Below are 14,075 nucleotides of genomic sequence, written 5' to 3'. Positions count from 1 at the left end.
CTTATTTATCTCCCGCCGAACCGCTATACATGTTTGGTGCTTGTGTGTAATCGTTATTTTCACCGTCTAGCCATTTCACATCCTTCATTCGGCGCACTACAACAAATTCATCTCGGTTTGAACCGACCGTTCCATAGTAGTTAAAGCCATACGCCTGATGCACATAGCCGCCGATCATGTGTGTAGGTTTTGGACATACTCGAGTGACTGAATTATGAATTCCGCCTCGCTGGCCAGTAATTTCACCACCAGGTAAGTTCACAAGTCGCTCTTGCGCGTGATACATCATCACCATACCTTCTGGCACACGTTGGCTAACTACAGCGCGTGCAGTTAATGCACCATTTGTATTAAATGCTTCTATCCAATCGTTATCTTCAATTCCAAGATCTTTTGCATCAATCTCACTCATCCACACAATTGGGCCACCACGTGATAGCGTTAACATCAGCAAGTTTTCACTATATGTAGAGTGAATTCCCCATTTTTGGTGTGGAGTAATCCAATTCAAGGCTTTCTCTTTGTTGCCATTGCTCTTCTTACCCATAATGTCGTGAACAGTACGCGTGTTAATAGGTGGGCGATAAGCGATTAAGCTTTCACCAAAATCTCTCATCCATTGGTGATCTTGATATAACTGTTGCCGCCCTGTTACTGTTCGCCATGGAATCAACTCATGAACATTGGTATATCCAGCGTTGTAAGACACATGCTCATCTTCCAAGCCAGACCAAGTTGGGCTAGAAATGATTTTTCGCGGTTGCGCTTGAATATCGCGAAAGCGAATTTTTTCTTCTTCTTTATTGATGGCTAAATGGCGATGCTCACGCCCTGTGAACTCACTTAATGCATCCCATGCTTTTACTGCCACTTGCCCGTTGGTTTCTGGCGCTAAGGTTAAAATCACTTCGGCTGCATCAATCGCTGATTCAATTTTTGCTAACCCTTTTGCCACACCATCATGATGGACATAGTTAAGCTTTTTAAGCAGTTCAACTTCACTGTCGGTGTTCCAACTAATTCCTTTGCCACCATTACCTTGACTATTTAATAGAGGTCCTAGAGAAGTAAATCGCGCATAGGTATTGGGATAATCACGCTCCACCGTCACAATATGCGGCGCTGTTTTACCGGGGATCAGGTCACATTCACCAAGTTTCCAATCTTTCACATCAAATGCTTGAGCAATTTCCGCTGGAGAATCATGTTGAATAGGCAATGTAACGATGTCGGTTTCATTGCCTAAATGACCTTCACAAAGGTTAGAGAATACTTTTGTTATACCCTTGTATATTTCCCAGTCAGACTTTGCTTCCCAAGCAGGGTCAACTGCCGCAGAAAGCGGATGAATAAACGGATGCATATCCGAAGTATTCATGTCATCTTTTTCGTACCACGTAGCGGTAGGAAGAACGATATCGGAGAATAAACACGTGCTCGACATCCGGAAATCTAACGTGACAACAAGATCAAGCTTGCCTTGCGTTGGTTGGTCATTCCATTCCACTTCGCTCGGTTTTGCTTCATTAAACTCACCCAGATCTTTACCTTGAATGCCATGCTCGGTTCCAAGCAGATACTTGAGCATATATTCATGGCCTTTACCTGATGAGCCCAATAAGTTCGAACGCCAAATAAACATATTTCGTGGATAATGTTTTTCAGGCTGTTCTGATGCGAAGCGAATCTCACCTTCTTTCAACGCATTCACGACGTAATCCGTTGCTGATAGTCCTGCAAGATGTGCTTGTTTGGCGATATTGAGTGGGTTTACGTTAAGTTGAGGCGATGAAGGTAGCCACCCCATTCGTTCGGCTTTTACGTTCATATCGATCAAATGCTCGCTATAACGTGTTTTATCCGCCAATGGAGACAGTAGCTCATCGACTTTTAACTTCTCATATCGCCATTGACTCGAATGGTTGTAGAAGAAAGATGTGCCATTCATATGACGCGGTGGCTTCTGCCAATCCAAGCCAAACGCTAGGGGTTGCCATCCGGTCTGAGGGCGAAGTTTTTCTTGTCCGACATAGTGCGCCCAACCGCCACCACTTTGGCCAACACAGCCGCAGAAGACCAACATATTGATCAAGCCGCGATAGTTCATATCCATGTGATACCAGTGGTTTAAGCCTGCACCGACGATGATCATCGAACGGCCATGCGTTTTTTCAGCGTTGTCCGCAAATTCAGTGGCAATTCGAGTGATCTCGTCCGCCGATACTCCTGTGATTCGTTCAGCCCATGCTGGAGAGTAGGCTTTGATTTCAGAATATTCGGCCGCACAACTAGGATCGTTAAAACCTCGCTCTACACCATAGTTAGCGAGTGTTAAATCATAAACCGTCGTAACACATATTTCGGTTCCGCCTTTTAAAGTGATCCGCTTAACTGGCAATTTTCGATTAATGAGATCAGACAACGGTACATGAGTAAAGTGCTCATGTTCTAAACCGCCAAAATAAGGAAAGGCAACATCGACGATGTCATCCGCATCTTTGATGCCAAGTTGTAATTTCACATTATCCTGAGCATCTCCAGCTAACTGATCAAGATTCCATTTACCTTTCTCTCCCCAACGGAAACCAGCAGAACCATTAGGTGCAACGAACTCTCCATCGGCTTCATTAATGGCGATAGTTTTCCATTCAGGGTTATTGGACTCACCGAGGTTATTCACGAGCTCTGATGCCCGTAAAAATTGACCAGCACTGTAGCTACCATCAATTCTAGGATCCAATTTCACTAGCATTGGCATATCTGAATACTGTCGTAAGTAGTTCTGGAAATATTCAGACTGACGTTTCACATGGAATTCATTGAGTATTACATGCCCCATTGCTAATGCGACTGCACTGTCCGTGCCTTGCTTAGGGTTAAGCCAGTGATCGCAGAGTTTTGCCACTTCAGCGTAATCGGGGGTTATAGCGACCGTTTTCGTCCCCTTGTAGCGAACTTCTGTAAAGAAGTGAGCGTCAGGTGTGCGGGTTTGAGGGATATTTGATCCCCAAGCAATAATGTATGAAGAATTGTACCAATCTGCTGATTCAGGAACATCAGTTTGCTCCCCCCATGTCATCGGTGATGCAGGTGGTAAATCACAATACCAATCATAGAAACTCAGACAAGAGCCACCAATTAGTGATAAATATCTGGCACCAGCAGCATAGGACACCATAGACATTGCGGGGATCGGAGAAAATCCAACCACACGATCTGGACCATGTTCTTTAATGGTGTATATGTTGGAAGCAGCAATAATTTCATTAACTTCAGTCCAAGAGCTACGTACAAATCCTCCTCGCCCACGCGCTGTTTTATAAGCTGCCGTTGAATCAGAATTCGTGACGATAGATTCCCAAGCTTCTATCGGATCGGCAAAACGTCGCTTTGCTTCACGCCACAATTTTAATAAAGGCTTACGCACCATAGGGTATTTGAGCCGATTGGCGCTATACAAATACCAAGAATAACTTGCTCCACGTGGACATCCTCTAGGTTCATGATTAGGAAGGTCTGGGCGTGTTCGTGGATAATCAGTTTGCTGTGTTTCCCAAGTTACCAATCCATTTTTTACATAAATTTTCCAACTACAGGAGCCTGTACAGTTAACGCCGTGTGTCGAACGAACGATTTTGTCATGCTGCCAACGCGTTCTGTATCCATCTTCCCAATCACGGTTTGTATTAAGTGTTTGCCCGTGATCACCTGAAAATGAATCTCCGACTTGTTTAAAGTATCGAAATCGATCCAAAAACTTGCTCATTCAGTGTGTCTCCTATATTTAGGAATTAATTTTATTTATATTTAAATATCAATTAAAAGCTAATATTGATGGTGAAATAAATATTTATTAAAAGTATATGATTCATATTTTTGTTGCGTAACCATTCTCTATATTTCGTCCATAAACGAGCCACGTAATGATTGAACAAACGATATAGAAAAATAGAAATAACATTAAGGCACTTGAAGCTGTTCCTGTTAGAGAAAGCGATAAACCAAAAGCCTGAGGAATAAAGAAACCACCAAACGCGCCAATGGCTGATATAAATCCTAACGCTGCGGCCGTATCTGTTCCTGATTTCCGAGTGATAACATCCTCATTCAAACCAGCTTCTCTCGCTTGTTGTGTGACTATACGCCGGAACAACACCGCTATCATTTGAAATGTTGATCCACTACCAATACCTGAGCAGGCAAATAATCCCATAAAGATGATAAGAAAGAGAACAAAGCTACCTGATGCACTCTCAGATGGAACAGTGAAGAAGATAATAATTGTTAATAACGCCATTAGAACAAAATTTAAAAATGTTACTTTTATACCCCCATATTTATCCGACCACGCACCACCAACAGGCCGCATAAGCGCACCTATAAGTGGGCCAATAAACGCAAATTTCAAAACATCAACTTCGGGGAATTGAGTTTGAGACAACATAGCAAAACCGGCAGAAAACCCAATAAAAGAACCAAATGCAGACAAGTACAATAAACTCATCAACCATAAGTGCCCTTGTTTAAGCACTTTGACCTGTTCTTTGAATGACGCTTTTGCACTTTCTATATCGTTCATTCCATACCAAGAAATGACACTAAGAAGAAAAATAAAGGGAACCCAAATCCATGCAGCATTTTGTAGTTGTGGTCCATCAGATTGTGAATTAAACCATTGAATAGAAATGGCCATAGGAACCACCAATTGCATGACGCTCACACCAAGGTTTCCAAGCCCCCCATTTAAACCAAGCGTGCTTCCTTGCATTTCCTTTGGATAAAAGAAACTGATATTGGCCATACTCGACGCAAAGTTTGCACCGCCTAAACCACATAACAGCGCAATCATGACAAAAGTAGAGTATGAGGTATCAGGATTACTGATTGCGATACCTAACCAAACCATTGGTACAACTAGTATCAGAGTGCTAAATGCAGTCCAACGTCTACCGCCAAATATTGAAATTGTAAAAGAATAAGGAATACGACCTATCGCACCAGAGACAGAGGGTAATGCTGTTAGCAAAAAAAGCTGCTCAGTGTTAAATGAAAAGCCAACTTTAGGCAAATTAACTGCAACGGCACTGAAGATCATCCAGACACAAAAGGACAATAAAAGACAGGGTATCGAAATCCATAAGTTTCGCTTTGCAATATATTGCCCTTGAGATAGCCAAAACGCTTTATCCTCAGGAAACCATTGCTTAATTGAACGGTTACTTAATTGAGTGGTCGAATTCAGTTTTTTTGTATTTATATTTACTGGCATGATTAACACCATTGTTATTGGGAAAACCATTACATTTAGTTATAACCTCACTTGAAAATTGTTGATTTAGATCAAAGACATTATCTTAATAAAACAACCTAACTCAATGACGCTACTCATAGTGGTTACAATAAAAGATTGTAGGTTATTGATATACAAAAGAAAAATGAGATAAATATAAGTGAAAATTTCAAGCAACTATTAAGTAGTAACCCACAAGTAGTATGTTGTACAGCGTAGAAAAGCGATATGGTGTGTTATTAAACTTACACCAAACTTGTTGTTTACATGAGATAATGCACTTGTTAAATGTATCTATAACAAAAAAAATATCCTTCTTTATACTCATGCTCTGTACCATATCAACATCTGGCATGGTAACTTCATTAGTCATAGTCGATAACATCCAAGGTCGAACCCATATTGTTAATCAAATTGGGTCAATAAGGATGTTGATATATAAATCCATTTCATCAGCAAAAAATCAAACCCATTCAGAAGACATACAAACCATCAAATCAACACTGTCTGAGTATAAAATAAAAGAATACATGATAGAGAGCAAATTAAATATTGAATATAGTGACCTAATAAATTTTTTCCACACAAATATAGAAGATAAAGATATAAAATCAATGAAATTTAATTCAGAGGAATTTGTAAAAAAAACAAACAATCTAATTGATAAAGTCGAACACAACACTGAGAAAAACATTAAATCACTAGAAAATATTCAAAAACTATTCAGTATTCTCGTGATAATATTTGGACTTTATGCAATAAGAAACTTATATTCAAGATTATTCAAACCTTGGATGTCACTACTTGACATATCAAGATCAATTAAATCTGGTGACTTTAGCAAGAAATTTATCGTACAGAAAAATAAAGATGAAATGAATGAGCTGGGTGATTCAATTAATCTAATGTCAGACAGCCTAAAAGAAATATATCTAAACTTAGAACAATTAGTATACCAAAAAACTGAAGACCTTAATCAAAAGAACAAATACTTATATTTTCTTTATCGAGCATGCAAAATGTTTAATAATGAGCAATATAGTTGCGATATTTTAGCACCATTAATTAAAGAATTAATTGAATTAACAAGCATATGTAGCGTGACAATTTCAATTAAAGATTACCAAGAAAGTGAAAGTAATCAAATCTTTGATTTCGGCTCATTAAACAGACCGCTTTCTTGTAAAAATTCCAACTGCAATCTTTGCTTCGATGAAAACAAACGACCTATTGAAAATGTATTTGAAACTAGTATAAAACTAAAGGATTCTACTAATGATTATGGAGCAATTGTCATATCATCAAATTATGAATCACCTTTAAATATAGAAAATGAACAAATAATAGTTGCATTTTCAGAGTTGTTAACACAATCTCTTTCCGTTTATTATAAAGTTCAACAAGACCAACAAATATTAATTTTAAAAGAGAGAAATACAATTGCTAGAGAGCTGCATGATTCCATCGCTCAGTCTCTTTCTTGCCTTAAAATAAAATTGAGCATTTTACAGATGGACCAGTCTAAATTAAAAAATGAACAATCATTGATCATTGAGGAAATGCGGGAAGAAGTAAATGTTGCGTACAGCCAACTTAGAGAGTTGCTGACTACTTTCAGGTTGAAGTTAGATGGTCTAGGGTTTTTACCTGCACTAGAAAATACAATAAAAGAATATAATAAGAAATTAGGGATACAAATAAATTTTAGTTATAAAATTCCAGCCAATACGGTATCTATTCATCAATCCATACATTTGATACAAATCATTCGAGAATTATTAAACAATATTTATAAACACGCACAAGCCTCCAATGTAATATTGAACTTGTCCGTAAAAGGCAATGACATATCATTAGTTATGATCGATGACGGATGCGGATTTTCCATACCACAAGAAAGTTCTCATTACGGATTAAAAATTATTGGTGATAGAGCACAATCTTTATCAGGCAAATGGGACATTATTTCTTATCCTGACAAAGGCACTAAATTTTATCTGACTTTTCCTATTTATTCACGAGGTTGATATGATTAAAGAACAAACATTTACTAATGCTGATGCATCTACAATACTCTTAATAGATGATCACCCCATGCTAAGAAATGGTATTAAACAGTTACTCAATACCAGAAAGCACCTCACCGTTGTAGCAGAGGCAAGTAACGGGCATCAAGGGATTGAATACGCCATTGACTATGAGCCAGATTTAATCCTTTTAGATATTAATATGCCAGAATTAGATGGATTGAAAACACTGCAATTATTACGCAAAAAAAACATCTCCAGTAAAATTATAATTTTCACTGTTTCAAATTATAATGAAGATGTGTCAAAGGCAATAAAATTAGGAGCTGATGGGTATCTTTTAAAAGATATGGAACCTGAAGAATTACTATTTTCTATTGAAAATGCTTGCTTAGGTAAAACCGTCATTAGTCCTGAATTAACTGCTATTTTAGTAGATAACCTAAAGGAAAAGAAAAAGGAAAAGCTAACAAATCTAACCATTGATATTCTTAGTGCTCGAGAACAAGATATACTAAAAAACATTGCTATTGGTTTATCAAACAAAATGATTGCTAATAAACTTTTCATTTCGGAAAGTACAGTGAAAGTTCATGTAAAAAGTATCTTAAAAAAATTACAATTACGATCTCGAGTTGAAGCAGCAGTATGGGTTCATCAAGAAAATATTAGGTTTGAATAGTTATTGGTCTCTGCCTAAACATCTAGTTCAAGCAGAAACCCAACTTCAACTGCACTTATAATACCTCTCGCTTTGTCCACAATTTAACTGCTGAAATCAATAGTAGATAAACTAGTGTCAATATATTCAAGGTGATTGGCAGCTTTCTATTTTAGTGTCGATTACTCTCCAGTCCCACTCTCAATGAGATTTGAATGAATTAACCTTAACAAAGATAAACCATGATTTTTTCATTGGAATTTTTCACGGAACAATTCAATCAGTACTTTGACTTTCTGAGGAAGATAGAGTGCCGATGGATAGATCAAAGTCAAATGCTGCTGGGGATAACGTAGGTTGGGTAGCACCTCCACTAAGTTTCCTTCCTCTAATGCAGGTTTTGAGTGAACTTGTGGAATGAAAGCAATACCTTGCCCAGAAATTGCCATCGAACGCAGTAAATGCAAATCATCCGATTTCAATGCCAGCGGTAAACTGGAATCAAGCAAATCCACGTTATAGCGATTGGTGAGTAACCTATGTTGACGCAAATCTTTCACGCTATTAATCGGTGGGTGGTTTGCTAAGTATTCTTTAGATGCCACTAAATGTGAACGATAAGGCAATAGACTAAACTGCACATAACTGTCGTCACTCACTTTTACCATGTCAGGTAATAGTTGAAGATCAAAAGCTTGACGGCGCAGGTCAACACTTTGCTGATGGTTTTCGATTTCCAAAGCCACCGCAGGATAACGCCGACTAAATTCACTAATAATGGTGTTAAATGCCGCCGATGTCATCAACGCGGAAGGAATTGCCAAGCGCACTTTACCTTCAGACGATTGATTATGCTCAGACATAACTGCTAATCCTTGTTGGATGTGCATCATCGGCTGACCGACCAATTCAATTAAACGTTGGCCGTGTTCTGTTAATTCAATCGAACGAGTTGTGCGGATTAATAACTGACAACCTAACGCCTTTTCCAGCTCTTGCAAACGACGGCTTACTTTTGAGCGCTGTAACTGGTGTACTTGCGCTGCGGCACTGATACCACCGTGCATCACTGTTTGAGTAAAGAGATACAGATCATCAAGATTAACTTTCATTGTCCTATTTTTAGCTCACTAATGTCTTTTTTCACATTCTACTGCACTGTACCACTCTTCTCTATAATCCCGATCTTTCTTTATTTAAATGATTTTTTCCATGACAGCAGAATACAAATTTCGACTCTGGATGCGCACACTTATTGTCCTATTCATAGTGCTATTTTTCTACATCATCTTTGCAGATCAGCACGCTCCAATGACGACAGAGGGCCGTGTTCAAGGTTATGTTGTACAAATAGCGCCCGAAGTGTCAGGCAAAGTGACTCGAGTGCTGCTCCACAACAATCAGCACGTTCAACAAGGTGAGGTACTGTTCACCATTGATGAACGCAAATATCGTATCGCCTTAGAACAAGCAAAACTCTCGCTGCAATCTGCCTTAGAGAAAGAAGCGACTCTCTATTCACAACGTGAAGCCGCTTTGGCTAACATTGCTCGCACGCAAGCAACCTATGACAATGCTCACAATGAATATTTGCGCTTACAAAAACTCTCGACACAAAAAGTAATTTCACGCTCGACTCTCGATAATGCTTTTGCTCAAAATCAAGTAGCACATGCCAATTTAAAAGCCGAACAACAGAGCTTGAAAGTGATTGAAGCACAACTAGGAGAAGGCGAAGGGCAAAGTACTGCAGTACGCGTGGCGCAAAATGGCATTGAAAAAGCGCAGTTGGATCTGTCGAACACTCAGGTGCTCGCCCCTAACGACGGTGTCGTCACCAATTTGCAACTAGAAGTTGGCAGCATGGCCAATGCTAACCAACCAATGCTGAGCTTTATACCCACAGGATCCCTTTGGGTTACTGGGGATTTTCGCGAAAAGTCCGTCGCCAAGGTGGATACAAGCTATAAAGCAATGGTAGCTTTTGATGCCTACCCTGGCCAAGTTTTCGATTTTTCCCTATCCAGTCGGGATTATGGGGTTGCCGCCGCACAGCAAACACCAAATGGCTCTTTAACCAGTGTTGAAATCAACAACCGTTGGGTTCGTGATGCACAAAGAACTCGCGTCAATCTTGCCAGTAATGCCGCCTTGCCAAAAGCACTTTTTGTTGGCTCACGCGCCACGATTGTGCTCTATCCCCAAGAAGGGATGTTTTGGCGCTGGATGGCAACTTGGCAAATCAAAATCGTCAGCCTCTTCCATTACTTATACTAAGGCCAGTGATGAAAACTCAGAGAATTTGGTTTGGCTGCACCTGCGGCCTTGCCTTAAGCATGCTTTTTGGTTGGTCTTACGGTTTTTTTGCCATCATGTTGCCACTGTTTATTTTGAGTAGAGCTGAGCGTTTTCAGCTAAAGCCACTATTGATGGTACTGTTCTCTGCAGTGTGGACGACATTACAGGCCACCTTCTTGTTGGAATATCTCCAGTTTCACCCAGTACTGATGACGGTGGCTGTTGGGGTGTTTTTCCTATTCAAGTGCATCGCCATGATGAGCGCTAAGACTTACTTATTTGGCTATATGGGGCTTCTGGTAGGGTCTATCGTGTTCAATTTTGCCAGCTACGACTTTATCGACATCGAAGATTTTAACGTCAACTTATGGGTCATCTCCTTAGCCAATATTGCTATTTGTGCTTTGGCGTTTTGGTTATTCCCAGAACCCAAAAGGGACGAAATACAGCCCCCCATGACCACACCAGTAAAAAGTGACTTAGACTACATTAGTCAAGTCGCAATGGGATGGATTGTCGCCATGAGCGCTTTTTTGTTGTTTCAAGTGGCAGATCTCTATGATTCTCTCTCGGCGCAAGCCTCTATCATCATCATTCTGACCCCGATGACCTTGGCGGGCTCGATGGCGATGGCAAAAATTCGCGTGATCGGTACTGCACTTGGTTGTCTCGCAGGCTTAGCTGTTCAGTTGATTTTAGGTAGCTGGTATAGCAACGGTTTGTTGTTTTGGCTGGCTTTTACCATCGCCATGGGGCCATTTTGTTATTTACTCACTAGAGGCCCAATCAAAAGTGCCATTGCTTTTTCAGCGATGTCTGCACTGGCGGTTCCACTTACCGCGATTGTGCCTGAATCGAACGATGCCTTCTTTTCCATCTTGTACCGTTTTAGCTCCATCTTCATCACCGTCATCGCAACCGCAATGTTGATGTGGGCAGTACACCACTGGATACGCGTAATGTCATTGAAACATAAAAATTTTCTTGAAATAGCCATGAAGCCTTGATTGTAAACAATCACTCTTTCCATAAGGGATCTTGTTGGATAAACGCAAAAAGAGATGGCGTATGCCATCTCTTTTCTATTTTGATGGTGCCGTTTGTAGCATTTACTGCATCGAATGCAAACCAAACATATTGCCTTCGGTATCGACCGCTAAAGTAATGAAGCCATATTCGCCTATCGACATTTTCGGCGTATGAACTTGACCACCTGCTGCGACAATTCGCTCTTGTTCAACGGCACAGTCGTCGCTCGAAAAATAAATCAGTGTGCCGCCACCACCAGCGCAAATGCCTTCCATTTTGACCAACGCGCCGGATGCGCCGTACTTTTCCATATTGGAAGGAAATGCGAGCATTTTAATCGGCATCGACGTTGGATTAGGCATTTCTTCCAGAGAGACCTTCAAAACCGTCTCATAAAACGTTTTTGCACGTTCCAAATCATTTACATAAATTTCAAACCAACCTACCGGATTATTGAGCATGATGTCACCTTTATTTGGAGTGTCACAATCCCATAGAAAAACAGAGAATCCACGGGACCGAATTTATTCTCAATCACCATAGTCAAACTCTGCGGATTTTGCTGTCTTATCTTTGCTACGCAACTCAGCAAAGGTAATGCTGCGCCGCTTCCTTACCCATGTATTTAGACAACGTTTTCAGTGGTACTTGTTTTAGATTCACAACAATCAAACCATCCAAGGCATCGTTGAAGGCAGGGTCAACATTAAAGCAGACTAACTTACCATTCATACCGAGATATTGACGCAGCAACACGGGTAGTCCGTTGCCCTGTTCCATTCGTGCGATCACTTTAGAAAGCAAAGACACACTAGCGAGTGCGGATAATAGGCTTTTTTGCCAGAATACTTCCGCCCCAGCCCGTAATGGTGTCGACGGGTTAACCAATGCGGCTTTATTTTGATCATAGTGATGGATCGATAACGTCGCCGCCATCAATTGTCGAGCCGCAGGGCTGTAATCATTGCTAATACTGACTGGTCCGAACAAATGGGTATAACGCGGGTTCAGTTCTACGAAACGCGCAATGCCTTTCCAGAGTAAAAGCAACGAGTTGAGATTTCGTTGATACTGTTCTGCCACCACCGAGCGTCCAAGCTCAATCGAATTATCTAAGGTCGCCAAAAATGCGTGATCGTAATGAAACAAGCTACGCGAATAGAGGCCTTGTAACCCCTTTTCCGCCAAAATTCTATCCACAAGCCCCATGCGGTATGCACCCACTAGCTCGCTTTTATCTCGGTTCCAAACGAACAGTTGCCAATAATGTTGATCATACGTATCCACATCACAGGCATGCCCACTGCCTTCACCCACCGCGCGGAAACTGATTTCACGCACACGACCAATCTCTTGCATCATGCGGGGAATGTGCGTTGAAGGTACGCAGTACACCGTGAATTCGCCCTGCTCCAATAACTTGGCTTTCTTATCTAATTGAGCAAGCTCTGCGATGAGAGCTGTTTTAGGTACAGGCTCAATCACCGGAATCGTAAAAGAGACTTTTGCCGGTTCAGCTTGGCCATGCGGGCTCATCAAATAGGTATTGAGCCGCAAGTAATTGACCACATCTTCATCTTTGGTGAACTCTTTTAATTCCGCATAAGGAATCGGCTGACCAATGCAAAGGGAAATGGTGCTCGCGCTTTTATTCAAAAGCTCTCGACCTAACATGGCGGTGCGCAAGAGCGGATGAATTTTTCCAGCGCGATAAAACCACGCGCTGTTACGACCATGAATATAAATCGGCACGCACGTCGCTTGGCTACGCTGAATGAATTTCGCAACGGATTGACTCCAGTCAATATCACTCAACTGTCCGGTTTCTTTTTGCGGTGTCGAAACTTCACCGGCGGGAAATACGATCAGTACACCACCGTCCGCTAAATGTCGGTGTGCTTCTCGAATCCCTCTGGCATTGGTTTTACTCGCCTGCGCGCCATTAAACACATCCACACCAATGAACAGTGGTTCAATTTCAGGTAAGCGTTTAAGCAGTTGATTGGCAAGCACTTTGACATCTTTGCGTACTTGCCCAACCAAATCGGCCAAAATCACCCCTTCGATGGCACCAAGCGGATGGTTAGCTACGATCACTACCGGCCCTTGTGTGGGGATCTGTTCAACACGGCCTCTATCCACTTGGTAATGCACATTGAGCGCTTCAAGGGTGTAACGCATAAACTCAAAACCATCACGCGTGGTTGGCCTTTGTTGGTAATAGCGCTCTAGCTGACTAAGACCTGTCGCTAACTCTACCCCCTTTTCTATCACCCCAAATGGGGTGAAGCGCGGCAATCGAAATGGCTGGGTTTGCATCATTCGCTTGTCCCAATCAGCGCAGGCCAATTTTGGTCGCCTTGAGCGATATGATGCGCCCGATCTTTTTCCCACAATCCTTTAATCTTATTGTTGTAGTTCAGATAAAGCTTACCGTCCTCGATCGCCCAATATTGTGGATCACCAGGCGCGAAATCCTTCTTCTCAGACACCGCCCATGCACAGTAGCCACCATATTGCGGCGCGTATTTTTCAGGGTCAGCTAAAAACGCGTCGAGGTTTTGTTGAGAGGCAAACAACCATTCGGCACCTTGGTACTCAGTTTTAAACTGCGCGGCCCCTTTAACGGGTTTGCCTTCGGTGAAATAAGCGACCGTGTCATACCCATCCAGCGCTTTATTGCTAAACGTGCCAGTGTAAATCGGATCTTGCGCCATGGTGAATGTGCTGAAAAAGAACAGGATTAAACCAAACCAATATTTCATTACGA

10 protein-coding genes are annotated in these 14,075 nt (G+C 41.3%); 4 read left to right on the top strand and 6 right to left on the bottom strand.

Annotated features, from left to right (window positions below; genetic code table 11):
- Window position 1: 1 nt before the first annotated feature.
- Window positions 2–3,766, bottom strand: a complete 3,765-nt coding sequence (locus tag CEQ48_RS05145) for a nitrate reductase subunit alpha (protein ID WP_089070489.1) — start codon at window positions 3,764–3,766, stop codon at window positions 2–4.
- A gap of 102 nt (window positions 3,767–3,868) precedes the next feature.
- Entirely contained in the window at window positions 3,869–5,269 is a 1,401-nt protein-coding gene (locus tag CEQ48_RS05140; protein WP_232477813.1) for a NarK family nitrate/nitrite MFS transporter, read from the bottom strand.
- Between the two features lie 449 nt (window positions 5,270–5,718).
- Between CEQ48_RS05140 and CEQ48_RS05135 the strand changes: the two genes are divergently transcribed.
- Complete coding sequence (locus CEQ48_RS05135) at window positions 5,719–7,317, top strand: histidine kinase (RefSeq protein WP_232477811.1); 1,599 nt, start codon at window positions 5,719–5,721, stop codon at window positions 7,315–7,317.
- A gap of 1 nt (window position 7,318) precedes the next feature.
- Window positions 7,319–7,999 (top strand): two-component system response regulator NarL, encoded by a 681-nt coding sequence (gene narL / locus CEQ48_RS05130; protein ID WP_089070487.1) that lies wholly within the window; start codon window positions 7,319–7,321, stop codon window positions 7,997–7,999.
- Between the two features lie 230 nt (window positions 8,000–8,229).
- On the opposite strand, the gene CEQ48_RS05125 is transcribed toward narL, so the two are convergent.
- Complete coding sequence (locus CEQ48_RS05125; RefSeq protein ID WP_089070486.1) at window positions 8,230–9,090, bottom strand: LysR family transcriptional regulator; 861 nt, start codon at window positions 9,088–9,090, stop codon at window positions 8,230–8,232.
- A 100-nt stretch (window positions 9,091–9,190) separates the two neighbouring features.
- Between CEQ48_RS05125 and CEQ48_RS05120 the strand changes: the two genes are divergently transcribed.
- A complete protein-coding gene (locus CEQ48_RS05120) occupies window positions 9,191–10,255 on the top strand; it encodes an HlyD family secretion protein (protein ID WP_089070485.1) in 1,065 nt (354 codons plus the stop codon).
- 8 nt (window positions 10,256–10,263) lie between these two features.
- Entirely contained in the window at window positions 10,264–11,283 is a 1,020-nt protein-coding gene (locus CEQ48_RS05115; RefSeq protein WP_089070484.1) for a DUF2955 domain-containing protein, read from the top strand.
- A 102-nt stretch (window positions 11,284–11,385) separates the two neighbouring features.
- Here the strand turns inward: CEQ48_RS05115 and CEQ48_RS05110 are convergent, their stop codons facing one another.
- The 3 genes from CEQ48_RS05110 to CEQ48_RS05100 all read right to left on the bottom strand — a co-directional run bounded on the left by CEQ48_RS05110 (window position 11,386) and on the right by CEQ48_RS05100 (window position 14,070).
- The gene (locus tag CEQ48_RS05110) at window positions 11,386–11,766 is read right to left on the bottom strand and encodes a VOC family protein (RefSeq protein WP_089070483.1); all 381 of its coding nucleotides are present in this window, start codon (window positions 11,764–11,766) and stop codon (window positions 11,386–11,388) included.
- A 124-nt stretch (window positions 11,767–11,890) separates the two neighbouring features.
- Window positions 11,891–13,624 (bottom strand): bifunctional lysophospholipid acyltransferase family protein/GNAT family N-acetyltransferase, encoded by a 1,734-nt coding sequence (locus tag CEQ48_RS05105; protein WP_198301140.1) that lies wholly within the window; start codon window positions 13,622–13,624, stop codon window positions 11,891–11,893.
- Complete coding sequence (locus CEQ48_RS05100) at window positions 13,624–14,070, bottom strand: YHS domain-containing (seleno)protein (RefSeq protein WP_000878533.1); 447 nt, start codon at window positions 14,068–14,070, stop codon at window positions 13,624–13,626. The genes CEQ48_RS05105 and CEQ48_RS05100 overlap by 1 nt, the downstream gene beginning before the upstream one ends.
- Window positions 14,071–14,075: the final 5 nt, after the last annotated feature.

It is taken from the genome of Vibrio tarriae, from assembly GCF_002216685.1.
Lineage (GTDB): Bacteria > Pseudomonadota > Gammaproteobacteria > Enterobacterales > Vibrionaceae > Vibrio > Vibrio tarriae.
This window is presented reverse-complemented; position numbering and strand designations above follow the sequence as displayed.